The 14,739-nt window shown below is 44.0% G+C and carries 11 protein-coding genes; 7 read left to right on the forward strand and 4 right to left on the reverse strand.

Features of this window, described 5'->3' with window-relative positions:
- Positions 1-392 precede the first annotated feature (392 nt).
- The 7 genes from thrA to FJQ87_RS06205 all read left to right on the forward strand — a co-directional run bounded on the left by thrA (position 393) and on the right by FJQ87_RS06205 (position 10,386).
- A complete protein-coding gene (gene thrA, locus FJQ87_RS06175; protein ID WP_140931572.1) occupies positions 393-2,858 on the forward strand; it encodes a bifunctional aspartate kinase/homoserine dehydrogenase I in 2,466 nt (821 codons plus the stop codon).
- Positions 2,855-3,784 (forward strand): homoserine kinase, encoded by a 930-nt coding sequence (thrB, locus tag FJQ87_RS06180; protein ID WP_140931574.1) that lies wholly within the window; start codon positions 2,855-2,857, stop codon positions 3,782-3,784. Before thrA ends, thrB begins: the two co-directional genes overlap by 4 nt.
- Positions 3,785-3,795: 11 nt before the next feature.
- The gene (thrC, locus tag FJQ87_RS06185) at positions 3,796-5,100 is read left to right on the forward strand and encodes a threonine synthase (RefSeq protein WP_140931576.1); all 1,305 of its coding nucleotides are present in this window, start codon (positions 3,796-3,798) and stop codon (positions 5,098-5,100) included.
- Between the two features lie 245 nt (positions 5,101-5,345).
- On the forward strand, positions 5,346-7,409 hold the full coding sequence (locus tag FJQ87_RS06190) for an ATP-binding protein (protein WP_140931578.1): 2,064 nt from the start codon (positions 5,346-5,348) through the stop codon (positions 7,407-7,409).
- Complete coding sequence (locus FJQ87_RS06195; RefSeq protein ID WP_140931580.1) at positions 7,397-8,491, forward strand: response regulator; 1,095 nt, start codon at positions 7,397-7,399, stop codon at positions 8,489-8,491. Before FJQ87_RS06190 ends, FJQ87_RS06195 begins: the two co-directional genes overlap by 13 nt.
- 93 nt (positions 8,492-8,584) lie before the next feature.
- Positions 8,585-9,124: a hemerythrin domain-containing protein gene (locus FJQ87_RS06200; RefSeq protein ID WP_140931582.1), complete on the forward strand. Its 540-nt coding sequence runs from the start codon at positions 8,585-8,587 to the stop codon at positions 9,122-9,124.
- Between the two features lie 59 nt (positions 9,125-9,183).
- Positions 9,184-10,386, forward strand: a complete 1,203-nt coding sequence (locus FJQ87_RS06205; protein ID WP_140931584.1) for an IS256-like element ISSod4 family transposase — start codon at positions 9,184-9,186, stop codon at positions 10,384-10,386.
- Positions 10,387-10,449: 63 nt separating this feature from the next.
- Here FJQ87_RS06205 and FJQ87_RS06210 read toward each other — a convergent pair whose 3' ends face one another.
- The 4 genes from FJQ87_RS06210 to FJQ87_RS06225 form a co-directional block, all read right to left on the reverse strand.
- Positions 10,450-10,644: a DUF3545 family protein gene (locus tag FJQ87_RS06210; RefSeq protein WP_140931586.1), complete on the reverse strand. Its 195-nt coding sequence runs from the start codon at positions 10,642-10,644 to the stop codon at positions 10,450-10,452.
- A gap of 149 nt (positions 10,645-10,793) precedes the next feature.
- Positions 10,794-12,431: a glucose-6-phosphate isomerase gene (gene pgi / locus FJQ87_RS06215; RefSeq protein WP_140931588.1), complete on the reverse strand. Its 1,638-nt coding sequence runs from the start codon at positions 12,429-12,431 to the stop codon at positions 10,794-10,796.
- 19 nt (positions 12,432-12,450) lie between these two features.
- Positions 12,451-13,407, reverse strand: coding sequence for a transaldolase (gene tal, locus FJQ87_RS06220; RefSeq protein ID WP_140931590.1), 957 nt, complete (start codon positions 13,405-13,407; stop codon positions 12,451-12,453).
- A gap of 192 nt (positions 13,408-13,599) precedes the next feature.
- Positions 13,600-14,694: an OmpA family protein gene (locus FJQ87_RS06225; RefSeq protein ID WP_140931592.1), complete on the reverse strand. Its 1,095-nt coding sequence runs from the start codon at positions 14,692-14,694 to the stop codon at positions 13,600-13,602.
- Positions 14,695-14,739: the final 45 nt, after the last annotated feature.

Here is a 14,739-nt window from a genome sequence, read left to right on the forward strand (position 1 = left end):
AAAATACTTCATACACAGCATTTGCTGTCACCACTTAAGCTTACTTTTACGTAAGCGGTTAGTTTATTTATTTGATATATAAGTAGTTAATAACCATCGCGTGAGAATTTTAGTCAATAGTGATGATTGGGTTAATGCCTGCATTAACATTTGATAAAAAAGTGCAACAAGGCGGTTGACAAAAAATCACTTTTCAAGCAATTCTAAAAGCACAGTTAATTCAGGGTTAGGTCTATGGCACAGTTAGTCGTTATTACTCGTACCACAACCACCACCATTATTACCATAATGGGGGCGGGCTGACAGTACCCTGAAAATCACATTCACAAGCCCGCTCCCCACCAAGGAGCGGGCTTTTTGTTTCTTAGTGGGCGGCATATGGAGTCTTTACAATGAAAGTCATGAAATTTGGCGGCACTTCACTAGGAAATTGGCAACGTTTTATTAATACGGCTGCCATTGTAAAAGCGCAAGCCGCTAAACAGCCGGTGGCGTTAGTGCTATCTGCGCCCGCTAAGGTCACTAACCTGCTAGTGGATTTGATGGAGCGCGCCACTTTAGGCCAAGATACTGCGGCTGTGCTTAATGCCTTACAAGCCATCTTTGAGCAAATCTTATTAGATAGCGGCACTGAGCTTAATGAGGATGCCATTAATGCGCTGCGCCAAGCATGGCAGCAGCAATGGCAGCAATGGCAGCAAAAATTAACCGGCATTAAGTTGTTGGAGCAATGCCCTGATAGCGTGCGCGCTGAAGTGCTCACCAGTGGTGAGCGTTTATCTGTGGCGATTATGCAGGCCATTTTACAGCAGCAAGGGCTAGTGGTTGGGGTATTAGACCCAGTTAAATTATTTAAAGCCCATGGCTCTGTGATGGAAGCTGCGGTGGATATCAGTGCGAGCCGGCAAAACTGCGGTCAATTAGCATTAGGTGAAGCGCAGGTTTGGATAATGCCAGGCTTTACTGCGGGCAATGGTCATGGGCAAGTCATGTGTCTTGGCCGCAATGGCTCAGATTATTCTGCGGCCGTGTTAGCTGCTTGCTTAGGGGCGTCAACCTGTGAAATTTGGACCGATGTTGATGGGGTATATAATACTGACCCACGCTTAGTTCAAGATGCTAAGTTGTTATCTCAGCTCAGTTATCAAGAGGCGATGGAGCTCTCTTATTTTGGCGCTAAGGTGCTGCATCCCAAAACCGTCGCGCCAATCGCTCAGTACCATATTCCTTGTTATATCAAAAATTCGCTAAATCCTGAGGCAGTGGGCACCTTAGTGTCTAATGCCCCCGACGAGAGTGGCCTTAAAGTTAAAGCCATTTCTAATCTTGATCAGCAAACCATGTTTGATGTGTCAGGCCCTGGCATGAAAGGCATGGTGGGTATGGCAAGCCGTGTATTAGGCGCCATTGCCCGCATTGGTGTGTCAGTCTCGCTAATTACTCAAAGCTCAAGTGAATACAGCATTAGTTTTTGTGTGGCGAGTGTTGATGCGCCAGCGGTTAAGTTATCCCTTGAAACAGAATTTGAATTAGAGCTGCAATCAGAGTTACTGGAAGCGCTTACTATGCGCGATAAGCTTGCGATTGTGTCTCTAATTGGTGATGGCATGCGCACTCACAGAGGCGTCGCCGCAGGCTTTTTTAAGGCACTCGCCCAAGCTGGGGCTAATATCATAGCCTTAGCGCAAGGCTCATCGGAACGCTCGATTTCAGCGGTAGTTGACCAAGTTAAAGTGTCCCAATGTTTGCGCGCTTGTCATCAAGGATTTTTTGGCGCCAGTCAGTACGTCGATGTGTTTTTAGTGGGCTGCGGCACAGTGGGCGCTGGCCTATTAGCCCAAATAAAAGCGCAGCAAGCGGCGCTCGCCAAACAAGATATTCGCATGCGTGTGTGCGGCATTATGAATTCAAGCAAGATGCTGCTCGATATCGATGGCATAGATTTAACTCATTGGCATGGCTTACTCGCAGATTTAGGCCAAGATGCTTGCTTAGATACCATGCTGGCTTTTGCTCGCGATCAGCAATTAGTCAATCCTGTGCTGGTTGATTGCAGTGCGAGTGAGCGAGTCGCGGCGACTTATGTTGAGGCATTAGAAGCCGGTTTACATGTAGTGACGCCTAATAAAAAGGCCAATACCCGCGAGTACGCCTATTATCAAGCGCTGCAACTTACTGCGCGCGCTAAACGGCGCCAATTTTTGTATGAAACTACCGTGGGCGCGGGTTTACCTGTGATTGATAATCTTAAAAAATTGCTGTGCGCAGGCGATGAACTGCATAAATTTAGCGGCATTCTATCAGGCTCATTGTCGTTTATTTTTGGCTGCCTTGATGAGGGCTTAAGTTTATCTGAGGCGACGGTAATTGCGCGGCAAAAATGCTTTACTGAGCCAGACCCAAGGGATGATCTTTGCGGTATGGATGTAGCGCGCAAGGTATTAATCTTAGCCCGTGAAGCGGGTATGGCGCTTGAACTCAGTGATATCAAGGTGCAAAGCGTGCTGCCGACAACATTTGATGATAGTGGAGATATTGACTCCTTTATGACGCGCCTTCCCCAAGTTGATAGTGAAATCGCCGCGCGAGTGGCCGCTGCTAAGGCGCAGGGCAAGGTGTTGCGTTATGTTGGCATGATTGATGAGCAAGGCTGCCGCGTTGAAGTGGCGGAAGTTGCCGAAAATGACCCGCTTTACAGTGTTAAAGGCGGCGAAAATGCACTGGCCTTTTATAGCCGTTATTATCAGCCTATTCCTTTTGTATTAAGAGGATATGGCGCAGGCACTGAGGTAACTGCGGCGGGAGTTTTTGCTGATGTGTTAAGAACCCTTAACTGGAGCCGGGAGGTGATGGCATGATAACTATCTATGCACCAGCCTCTATGGGCAATGTCAGTGTGGGCTTTGATTTATTAGGGGCGGCCTTAGCGCCCATAGATGGCAGTTTATTGGGAGATACCGTCAGTATTGAAGCGGGCGGGCAGAGCTTAAGCCTAAAAGTGCAAGGACCCTTTGCCCATAAGCTGCCAGCTGATCCAAAAGAGAATATTGTTTATCAATGCGCGCAGACCTTTTTAGAAGCCAAGGCGCCTAATGCCAATGTCATTTTAACCTTAAACAAGAATCTGCCCGTGGGAAGTGGCCTGGGTTCCAGTGCAAGTTCAGTGGTTGCAGCCTTTAGTGCGTTAAATGACTTTTTTGATAGGCCTTATGGCCGTGATGAGCTGCTGCTATTAATGGGAGAGTTTGAAGGCAAGATTAGCGGTAGCATACATTTTGATAATGTGGCGCCCTGCTATTTAGGTGGCATGCAATTAATGTTGTCATCACCTTCGGCCTTATGCGCATCTATGCCTGTGATGGATGATTGGTATTGGGTAATTGCATACCCAGGTATTTCATTATCCACCGCATTAATGCGTGGCTTGTTGCCCGAGCATTATCCTAAAGCGACTACGCTCAGCTTTGGACAAAACTTGGCAAGTTTTATTCATGCGCTGCATACGCAGAATTCAGACTTAGCTTTGTCATTACTCAAAGATGTCATCGCTGAGCCATATCGCGCCGATGTTATCCCTCAATTTACTCATGCCAAACAAGCGCTATTAGCCATGGGGTTATCGGCGTGCGGCATCTCTGGCAGTGGGCCATCACTCTTTGCTGTCACCACCAATCAGTCGCTCGCTTTAAATGCTAAAGCGTGGTTAGCGCAGCATTACGTCACTACCGACACTGGTTTTGTGCATGTATGTCAACTTGATACCCTCGGCAGTCGCCCGCTTTAAGGATAATGACAATGAAGTTATATAATTTGAGCCACCCAGAACAACAAGTGAGTTTTAGTGAAGCGGTGCGCTTAGGGTTAGGCAAAGGCCGAGGTTTATTTTTTCCGTGCGACATACCAAAGCTTAAGGATATCAATGTGGTACTAGCCATGCCTTTTATTGAGCGCAGTCAATATATCATTAAGCAGTTTTTGCAAGGTGAGTTAGATGAGGCCAAAGTTGATGCCATGGTAGCTAGCGCCTTTAATTTTGATTTACCTTTAGTGAAAGTTGATGGCGCGCGTTACTGTTTGGAATTATTCCATGGCCCAACCTTAGCTTTTAAAGATTTTGGTGCCCGCTTTATGGCCCAATGTATTAATGCTGTGGGTGACGGTAAGCCGTTAACTATATTAACGGCTACCTCAGGTGACACTGGCGCCGCAGTCGCCCATGCTTTTCATGGGCTAGACAACATCAAAGTGGTGGTATTGTTTCCACAAGGCAAAATTAGTGTATTGCAGCAAAAGCTATTTACTACCTTAGGTGGCAATATCCACACTTTAGCCATAGATGGCGATTTTGATGCCTGTCAGGAACTCGTTAAGCAAGCCTTTGATGATGAAGATATTCGTCATGGACTTGGCTTAAATTCTGCCAATTCTATCAATATCAGTAGGTTACTGGCGCAAGTTTGTTACTACTTTGAAGCTGTGGCGCAGTTTCAAGTAAAGCATCCCAATCAAGCCCCGATTATTTCTGTGCCGAGCGGCAACTTTGGCAATTTAACGGCTGGCATGTTGGCTAAAGCTATGGGTTTGCCGGTGGCACGTTTTATTGCTGCAACCAATGCTAATGATACTGTGCCGCGCTATTTAGGTGATGGTAATTGGCGCCCCAATAAAACCATAGCCACCTTAAGTAATGCCATGGATGTAGCTGAGCCCAGCAACTGGCCAAGAGTCGAAGCTTGTTGTGATGTTATGGGCTGGCCGCTTTCAAGCTTATTAAGTGCGAGCGTGGCAGATAAAGCGGCAAGTCTTGAGTTACAAGCGTTAGCGCGCGGCGGCTATGTGAGTGAACCACACGCTGCAATCGCAGCTAAAGCGCTAACTGATACGCTTGCTGCCCAAGTTGATAGCGAGCCAAAGCCGTTAGGTATCTTTTTGGGCACGGCGCATCCTGCTAAGTTTAAAGAGGTGGTGGATAGCGTGCTGAGTTGTCAGTTACCTTTGCCACAAGCGTTAGCGCAGGTGAGTGACGCGCCATGTTTAGCTGAGCCTATGGCGGCAGATTTTGCCGCATTAAAGCGTTACTTATTTGCGCGCATAGTGTAAAGGCAAGTATGACTAAGCTTGCTGGTGGCATTCATTGGCACCAGCAGTTAAATTTGAGTGTTTTATGGGATTTATCTCGCAATGGCGATAGAGGCAGGTTTACTTCAGAGATTATTTTTTTGTTAGTATAAAAAACTGAGTTATCAGTCATAGTAGTTGTTTTTGCAAAATATTTGACTGTCGGTGCGCCAAAATTATTTTGAACTATATTTAAGTAGTTTTAATAATTTGGTGGAAATGTCGGAATGGATTCTAACTCGTTACCCCTAAGTGTTGATCATCTTAGCTCGCCTGCTATTTCCCTTTCAGCCACTTTGTTGCTGCAATTAGCGCAGCTACAGGCTCAATTTATTCAAGGCCAGGCGGTGCGCGTAGCCCTCACTCGAGTGCTTGCTGAGCACAGTCAGGCGAGCGTTGTGCTACTCGTCGACATCAATGAACTCGATAATGACGCTATGCCGTTAAGTTGCTCGTCGAGCTCAGCGATTACTAGTGTTAATGCTAACTATTGGAGTGAAATCCGTCATTGGCCGCATGCGCCAGAGCCCAAATGTGTCCATGCTTGGCTGCATTATAGCGTTTGGCCAATTGCTAACTCTTCATTAGTCATTTTCTTTGCGCAACCGGATGCCAAGTGGCAAGACACCTTAAGCGAAAAGCAGCAGATACTGACAGATATTATTTATCCTATGTTAGTAGCGCCCAAGCCCTTAACTATCCCTGTGCCTGTCGCCACGAATACCAATAATGTATTTCAGAATATTGTTGATAGCTTTGAATACATGACCATGATCATTCAAGTGGATAGCAGGGGTATCCCGATTATCGCTTATGCCAATGATGCGACCGCAAAAATCAGTCATTACCTTATTGGCGAACTGATTGGTAAACCCATAGCTATGCTATTTGCACAGCACGATAAGCAAGTGACTGACTTTGAAAGTTTTAATGATGCGCTCACTCAATTTACCGGTTTTGATGGTGAAATTAAGATGAATCGACATCATGATGAAACCACCATAATGAAAGTGAACTTGTTTGCAGTTAACCTCGCGTCAGAAACTGTGAGCGTCTTAATTGCTCATGATATTTCCATGGAATTGCAGATGCAGCAAGCCATGTCGCGCACCCAAAAAATGCAGGCATTAGGGCAGTTAGTTGGTGGTATTGCCCATGATTTCAATAATATTTTAGGTGTGCTTAAAGGCAACCTTGAATTAATGCAGTTAAAGAATCGCCAAGAAAGCTTAGATAAATATCTCACTACTGCCTTTAAAGCCTGCTCACGGGGAACCGACTTAACTCGGCGTTTATTGCAATTTTCACGGCAAGAACAATTTAATGCGCAAAACTGCAGTATCAACGAGGTCATTAGTGGCTTAAAAGATATCTTCGATAAATCCCTGACGGCGCAAGTACAAATTGCCATGGAGTTTGGTGCAGACCTTGATGATATTTGCGTGGATCGCGGTGATTTAGAAGATGCCATGCTCAACATGACTATCAATGCCAGAGATGCCATGGAGGGGGTCGGTGCTCTGACCATACGCACAGGTCAAGAGTGGCTTGGCGGCAAACTGCCTGGCTCCTTAACTGATACTCAAGTTAAGAGTGGCCATTATGTGTGGATATCAGTTAAAGACACAGGCTGCGGCATACCTTTACATTTAGTTGAAAAAATCTACGAGCCGTTTTTCACCATGAAAGATAAAAGCAAAGGCACTGGGCTTGGCTTATCTATGATTTATGGATTTGTAAAACGCTCCCACGGCTATATGAGTGTGGTGGATACCGGCCCTCATGGCACTGAGTTTAAAATGTGGTTCCCAGCACAAGAGAAGAAAGCTCATCAGGCAGTGATAGATACCGATACTAATCTGCTTCATTACCCTAAAGTAATGAGTCCATTTAAGGTGTTAATCGTTGATGATGAACCCGAAATCGTGGCAGTAGTGCAAGACTATTGTGAAATATTAGGCATGACCATAGAAACTTGTACTGATCCTGTCACCGTCAGTCGTAAATACAGCGGTGGCAATTGCGATGCGCAGTTATTAATTACTGATGTGCTTATGCCTGGGGGGCTCAACGGTTACAACTTGGCGCAAAACTTACAAGAAAATAACCCGTCATTGTCGGTATTACTGATATCAGGATACATACATGACATAGGAATTAGTAAACAGAAAGAAATGCCGTACCCGGTATTGAATAAGCCTTTTGATATTAAAGGGCTGATTAAGGCGATGTTAAAGCTTGGGATTAAGTTCACTGGTGTTGATGACAAGGATGAATCATGGAAAAGCTAACTCTTTGGGTTGTAGACGACGATATAGATTATGGTGAGCTAATTAAGGAAGTATTAGCCGATGACTATCATCTTAATGTTTTTAATAATGCAAAAGATTATGAGGCCGCCCTACTGGATGTTATTCCAGATATTATCTTAATGGATATCAATTTACCTGATAAAGATGGCATAACCTTATGCCAAGAATTACAACTTCGTCATAGCCAGGTGGCAGTGGTGTTTGTCTCCGGCATGAATACTTTAGAAGAGCGTCTTCGCGCTTATAATGCTGGCGGCGTAGATTTTGTCGCTAAACCTTTTGAGCTCAAAGAGCTCATCATCAAAGTCAGTGCGGTGGCGAGTTATCAGCAAAAGCAAAAAGTGTTAGCACAGGCTGAAAGTCTATCGCGCAGTATGGCATTTCAATCTATGACCGAATCGGCGCAGTACGGTTATGTAATGCAATTTTTCCGCCAATGTTTCTTATGTCATGACTATCAATCATTAGCGAACGCTTTTTTCAACGTGATGGCGCAGTTTGATTTAAATACTTGTCTTGAAATTGTCACCGATAAACCAGAGTACTTCGCGCCGGCCGGCGTTGCGATTAGCCCCATAGAAACCAATATTTTGGAGTTATTAGATAAGCAAGGCAGGCTTTATGATTTTGGTAATCGTACTGTGTGTAGTGACAAGCATGTCTCATTTTTAATCAAGAATATGCCTATGAATGATGATGTGCTTTATGGGCGTATTCGGGATGTGATTGCTGTGATTGTTGAAGGGGTTGAGGCGCGTGTGATGGATATTCGGCGCGAGCAAGCGATGTCGAATGCAATTGTCGATATTAAAGTACTGTTAAAAGAGTTAGGCCAATCAATTGCAGAAAACGACACCAAATTCCAATTAGCATTGGAAAAAATCAATATCGATATTCATTCAAGTTTTCATGTACTCGATATGAATGAAGAACAAGAGGATTATTTCGCCAATATAGTTAAGAAGAACCTTAAGCAGGCGAACTCGGCGCAAGATGCTTTCTTGCATTTGCAGTTATCCTTAAATACCGTGATGTCAGTCTTAGAAGCTACTTCAGAATAATGTGAGTTAGATCATATAAATAATTATGAGTTGCAAGGTATAGTGGATAAATATCGTTCAATGAATACGGCTAGCAGGCATTAAGGATAAGTTATGCTAAAGCGATTAATGCAAGATCATCGGCATATAAGTATCTTACTTTCTATTCTTGAGCGTAAGACCAGTAAGCTCGAAAGTGGCGAGAATATTAACTTTAACCTAGTTAAAGATATTGTTAGTTATATGCAAGAATATGCTGAGCATAGCCATCATCCACTCGAAGATATTGTCTATGAATATTATCTAGAAAAGACACAAGATAAGATGACCGCGAATCGTTTAGCGGGCGAGCATATTGAATTGAATGCTGCGACCGCAGCCTTGATGGCATCATTAACTATGATTTTAAATGATGTCGTCATCCCTCGGGAAAAATTGATTAGAGATCTTCATCAATACGTGACGCAGCAACGCAGTCACATGCATTATGAAGAAACCGCTATCTTCCCTGAATTAGAACATAGATTCAGCCCTAGTGATTGGGAAGCTGTGGGTGACTTTTGTCAAATAAAGTTAATTGAAGACCCTTTATTTAGTGACAATGACACACAGCTCTTCCAAGAGCTAAAAGATTTTATCAACACTGATAGTTAATAGGTAGTGTTCATAATTCTGTGTCATTTCAGTAAAATATTCAAAAACAGGAATGACACATGACCCAACCTTTTAACTTCGAACAAGCCCTTAAAGATCTGCAGTCAGGTAAAAGCCTCACAGGTAAAGACAGCATTCTTGGTCCACTGATCAAGCAACTCACTGAAGCGGCTCTCCAGGCTGAGCTTGAGCAGCATTTAGCGCATGATCCTCTGCCTAATCGTAAAAATCGCAAAACCCCTAAGACCATTAAGCATCCGTCCGGTAACTTTGAGTTAGACACCCCTAGAGACCGCAATGGCACTTTTGAACCTCAGTTGATTAAGAAAAATCAAACTACGCTAACCGATGAAATCGAACGTAAAGTGTTATCGATGTTCAGTATAGGTATGAGCTATCGCGATATTAATCAACATGTTGAAGATATGTATGGGATCAATGTATCTAACGCAACAGTCAGTGCTATCACTGATAAACTCATCCCCGAACTTAAAGCGTGGCAACAGCGCCCATTAGATAGCCATTATCCTATCGTTTGGCTTGATGCGATACATTATAAAGTCAAAGAGGATGGGCGTTACGTCAGTAAAGCCGTTTACACATTGTTAGCGCTTAATATGAAAGGAAAAAAGGAAATTTTAGGGCTTCATTTATCCGAAAATGAAGGCGCTAATTACTGGCTATCCGTACTGACCGATCTTAATAATCGTGGTGTAAAAGATATTCTTATCGCCTGTGTTGACGGCTTGACCGGTTTCCCTGAGGCGATAGCCAGTATCTTCCCTAATACGGAAACACAGCTAGGTGTTATCCACCAGATCCGCAACTCAATGAAGTATGTCGCCTCAAAACATCAGAAAGCGTTTATGGCTGATTTAAAGCCTGTGTATCGAGCCGTGAGTAAAGAAGCCGCAGAGATGGCATTGGACGAACTGGAGGCCAAATGGGGTGATGCTTATCCGCTGGTAATCAACTCTTGGCGTCGCAAATGGCATAATTTGTCCCATTATTTTAGGTACCCAGAACATATCAGGAAAGTGATTTACACGACCAATGCCGTTGAGGCGGTACATCGCCAATTTAGAAAGCTCACCAAAACCAAAGGTGCTTTTCCTAATGAAAATAGCTTGTTGAAGCTACTTTATGCAGGCATATTAAACGCCTCAGATAAATGGACCATGCCAATCCACAATTGGAGCCTTTGTTTATCTCAGTTAGCGATTTATTTTGAAGGGCGTTTAGATAGCGTGCTAGAAATTTAAAAATTAGCCTGACACAGAATTTTGAACGCCCTCAGTTAATAGGCAACGCCTAGGCGCTGCTTTTTATAAAATAGCGTCAATATCCACTTCAATATCGCAGAGGCTGTCGATGTCTTGAAGCTCTTTGAGTAAGCGGCGCTTATCTTTGATTGCTTCAATTTCACGCCATTTACGTTTTTTGCTGTTGCGACGATTTGGCTTCTCTATGACATTGTCATCTTCACGATCTAACATACTTCCATAGTCTAAGCGATCCATGGTGACCTCCTCTGCAAATGTAATGGTCAAACAAAGAAATACCATAACTTAGGAAGAGGATGCAACATCTATGTTTCAAATTTGTTAAGAAACAAATAAATATACGCAAAAAAAAACAGCCCGCAGGCTGTTTTATACTCTGGGCTCAATTAAATATGAGCTTGCTTGAAGAGGTTAATCAATGAATTGCTTGATGAATCAAGTGCTTGGCATTGTTCGTCAGCATTTAAACGCGTGAGAATGTCATTGCCTAAGTTTTTACCTAATTCAACTCCCCACTGATCAAATGAGTTCACATCCCAAATAGCGCCCTGAACGAATGTTCTATGTTCATAAAGTGCAATCATAGCGCCTAAGGTAGCTGGAGTTAACTTATCCATCAATAAGGTGTTGCTCGGCTTATTGCCGGCCATAAACTTATGTTTAGCAATTAAATCTTTTTGTTCTTCACTCAAAGCGCTGGCGGATAATTCTGCTTTGGCTTCATCATATGTGCGACCTTGCATCAGTGCCTGGGTTTGACCAAAACAGTTAGATGCCAATTGCACATGATGCTCACCCAGAGGATTGTGGCTTTGTAATGGCAAGATAAAATCCGCAGGGATTAAGCCGGTGCCTTGATGCAGCAATTGATGATAAGCATGTTGGCCATTAGTGCCTTCACCCCCCCAAATCACAGGTCCTGTGGTGTAATCCACATCGGTGCCATTTAACGTGACTGACTTACCATTGCTTTCCATATCTAATTGCTGGAAATAAGCCGGTAAACCACGCAAATAATGATCATAGGTCAGGACCACGTGAGACTGCGCTTGATAGAAGTTGCTGTGCCATAAGCTGATAAGTGCCATGATCACTGGCATATTCTCTTCAGCTGGGGCTTGCTTGAAATGGGTATCCATTTGGTTGGCACCGCGCAGTAATTGGCGGAAATTATCCATGCCAATCATTAACGCAATCGGTAAACCAATCGCTGACCATAGTGAGTAACGACCACCTACCCAATCCCACATCGGGAAAATGTTGTCAGCATCAATACCAAATTCAGTGGCTTTGGCAACATTAGAGCTCACGGCCACAAAATGCTTAGCGACATCGGCTTGCGCCGCGCCATTGGCCAAGAACCAGTCTTTGGCGCTAAGGGTATTGGTCAGCGTTTCTTGTGTGCTAAAAGACTTGGATGACATGATGAACAAGGTGGTTTCATTGTTCAGCTTGTTAAGCTTTTCGGTCAGGCTAGTGCCATCAACATTGGCAACATAATGGCACTTTAAGCTCTTGCTCCAATATGGGCGCAGGGCCTCAGAAACAATTTTTGGGCCTAAGAATGAACCACCAATACCAATACTGACGATATCAGTAATGGTTTTGCCAGTATAACCGCGCCATTGTCCTTGAGTGACTCGCTCAACAAAGTCTTCCATCTTGGCTAAAGTGGCTTGAACTTCTGGCACTATATTGATGCCATTCACTCGAATATCATCAGTAGCATCAGCACGCAGCGCAGTATGCAGTACAGCGCGGCCTTCAGTGGTGTTGATAATATCGCCATTAAACATGGCTTGCACTTTTTGAGTTAACTGCGCTTCTTTAGCTAAGGCAAATAATGCAGCTAATACGGCATCATCGATACGGTTTTTTGAGTAATCGAGTAATAAGCCACAAGTTTTGAGTGAAAACTGATCGAATCTGTTCGGATTCTCGCTAAACATTTGACGCATGTGCGGCAAATGTTTAGCCATAAGTTGTAAGTTCTGCCAATGTTGGCTTTGGATTAAGCGAGTCATCAAACACTCCTTTGTTATGTTAGGCCGTTAAACGGGCAGTTAACATGACTTCTAATTTTGCTTGGTCGATGGCAAAATTGCGTATGCCTTCAGCCAGTTTCTCAACGGCCATGGCATCTTGGTTATATTCCCAGCGGAATTGCGCTTCTGTCATAGGTGTTGGTGCTGGCACTAATGTCGTGGCGGCTTGTAACTTAGCTACAACCTTAACGTCAGAATTAGCCAACTCTTCTAATAAATTCGGGCCAATGGTTAAACGATCGCAACCCGCTAACTCAATAATTTCACCGGTATTTCTAAAGCTAGCGCCCATTACCACGGTTTGATAACCGTGTTGCTTGTAGTAGTTATAGATTTCAGTCACTGACACTACGCCAGGATCTTCACTGGCAGAATAATTAAGGCCAGTATCTTTTTTGTACCAATCTAAAATGCGGCCAACAAATGGCGAGATTAAGTGCACGCCAGCTTCCGCACACGCACGCGCTTGAGCAAAGCTGAATAATAAGGTGAGGTTACAGTTAATACCTTGCTGTTCTAATTGCTTGGCAGTGCAGATGCCTTCCCAAGTAGAGGCGAGCTTAATCAAAATTCGTGAGGTATCTATACCTGCGGCTTGATACAGACCCACTAATTTTTTAGCTTTTTCGATAGAGGCGGCTTGATCAAACGATAGGCGAGCATCAACTTCAGTCGACATGCGACCTGGAACCGACTTTAAGATCTCAACCCCGATATTCACGGCCAGCTTATCGCCAGCATCGGCAATTTGAGTCGCTAAATCTTGGCTTTGTGATTTGGCATAAGCGATTGCATCATCAATTAAGTGAGCATACTCAGGAATTTCTGAGGCTTTTAAGATTAATGATGGGTTGGTGGTGGCATCTTGTGGTTGGTAGCGTTTGATAGCTTCAATATCACCGGTATCAGCAACGATAGTGGTTAAAGCTTTAAGTTGCGCTAATGTACTTGCCATGAATTACATCCTTCTCAATGATGGCCGAAAATAGGCATAGAGAGTATTAGAAGCGATTTTTGCCGATATTCCAACCTTTGCTGAAAAAAAATTACATTTCTGAATCTAAATGAGTTTAGTGATTGTATTTTATTGCTAAATTTATTCAAAAAAAAAGCCGCTATGATAGCGGCTTTGGCAGTTTCGTAAAGATTAACGCATTACTGGCGCCATTTGTACCACGCTCACGTGAGCTTCGATACGACGGTTAGCAGCATTGGCTTCAGCTGAATTACCTTCCATTAATGGCTGGGTAATACCATAGCCTTTGGCAGAGATTCTGCTTGCGGCAATACCGAATTTTTCTTCCAGTACTTGAGCCACCGCTTCAGCACGTTTTTGTGACAGAGTCATATTGTAGTCTGGCTTACCAACATTAGAGGCAAAGCCCTTGATGACTACAGTTGAATCTGGGTTGTTATTCATGAACTCGGCTAATAAACCCACTTCATCGTAACTGGTTTGATCCAGTACTGCTGAGTTGTTAGCAAATTTTGCATCAACGTCGAGCTCTTGAGCGGTTTCCGCCATAACGGTACAGCCTTGAGCATCCACTAAGTAACCCGCTGGAGTGTCAGGACAAGCATCTGAGCTATCAGGTACGCCATCGTTGTCAGAATCCAGTACGACTGGTGGCGCTACCGGCGCAGGAGTCGCCACTTCAGAACCAAAACGATAGCTTAACTCTAAGCCCCAATAGTTACTTTCCATATCTAAAGTATTCCACTTGGAATCTTCAAGATTCTCATAACGGCGATACTTAGCTTGTAACTTCAGGTTTTCAGTAAGGTTGTAACCCAGACCTACGCCATAATAAGGAGCAACACCATTGTCTGAGTAGTACTCAGAGCCCCATTGCTTGTTATTTGACAGGATATACTTCATGGCGCCTGCTTCAGCAGATAAACTCCAGCTGTCAGCAAAAGGCCACACGGCTACTAAGCCTAAGGTTGCACCCTTAGCACCAACATCGTTTAACTTGTCGCTATAGTCGGTCCACACCGCTTGGCCTAAATCGCGATAGCCAAGTTCAAGACCTAAATAATCATTGAACATGTAACCTGCAAACACATCCCATGCATACGGATCATCTTCACCGCATGTCTTCATGGTTTTTTGGTCACAATTCGGCTGATAGTTATTGACGCCGACACCAGCACCTACATACCAAGGTGTTAATTCTTGAGCAGCAGAGGCCATCAAGGGAAAACAAGCAGCAACTAAAACTAACTTTGATAAGTGTTTCATACATTCTCCAGTTCCATTGCCAATGCCATCAGTCAGTTATTTACT

The sequence above is a fragment of the Shewanella sp. SNU WT4 genome (genome assembly GCF_006494715.1).
In the GTDB taxonomy this organism is placed as follows: Bacteria; Pseudomonadota; Gammaproteobacteria; order Enterobacterales; family Shewanellaceae; genus Shewanella.

What these genes read in the sequence shown, in the direction of transcription:
- thrA (WP_140931572.1), top strand. Translation starts at nt 393, where the DNA reads ATGAAAGTCATGAAATTTGGCGGCACTTCACTAGGAAATTGGCAACGT.
- thrB (WP_140931574.1), top strand. Translation starts at nt 2,855, where the DNA reads ATGATAACTATCTATGCACCAGCCTCTATGGGCAATGTCAGTGTGGGC.
- thrC (WP_140931576.1), top strand. Translation starts at nt 3,796, where the DNA reads ATGAAGTTATATAATTTGAGCCACCCAGAACAACAAGTGAGTTTTAGT.
- FJQ87_RS06190 (WP_140931578.1), top strand. Translation starts at nt 5,346, where the DNA reads ATGGATTCTAACTCGTTACCCCTAAGTGTTGATCATCTTAGCTCGCCT.
- FJQ87_RS06195 (WP_140931580.1), top strand. Translation starts at nt 7,397, where the DNA reads ATGGAAAAGCTAACTCTTTGGGTTGTAGACGACGATATAGATTATGGT.
- FJQ87_RS06200 (WP_140931582.1), top strand. Translation starts at nt 8,585, where the DNA reads ATGCTAAAGCGATTAATGCAAGATCATCGGCATATAAGTATCTTACTT.
- FJQ87_RS06205 (WP_140931584.1), top strand. Translation starts at nt 9,184, where the DNA reads ATGACCCAACCTTTTAACTTCGAACAAGCCCTTAAAGATCTGCAGTCA.
- FJQ87_RS06210 (WP_140931586.1), bottom strand. Translation starts at nt 10,644, where the DNA reads ATGGATCGCTTAGACTATGGAAGTATGTTAGATCGTGAAGATGACAAT.
- pgi (WP_140931588.1), bottom strand. Translation starts at nt 12,431, where the DNA reads ATGACTCGCTTAATCCAAAGCCAACATTGGCAGAACTTACAACTTATG.
- tal (WP_140931590.1), bottom strand. Translation starts at nt 13,407, where the DNA reads ATGGCAAGTACATTAGCGCAACTTAAAGCTTTAACCACTATCGTTGCT.
- FJQ87_RS06225 (WP_140931592.1), bottom strand. Translation starts at nt 14,694, where the DNA reads ATGAAACACTTATCAAAGTTAGTTTTAGTTGCTGCTTGTTTTCCCTTG.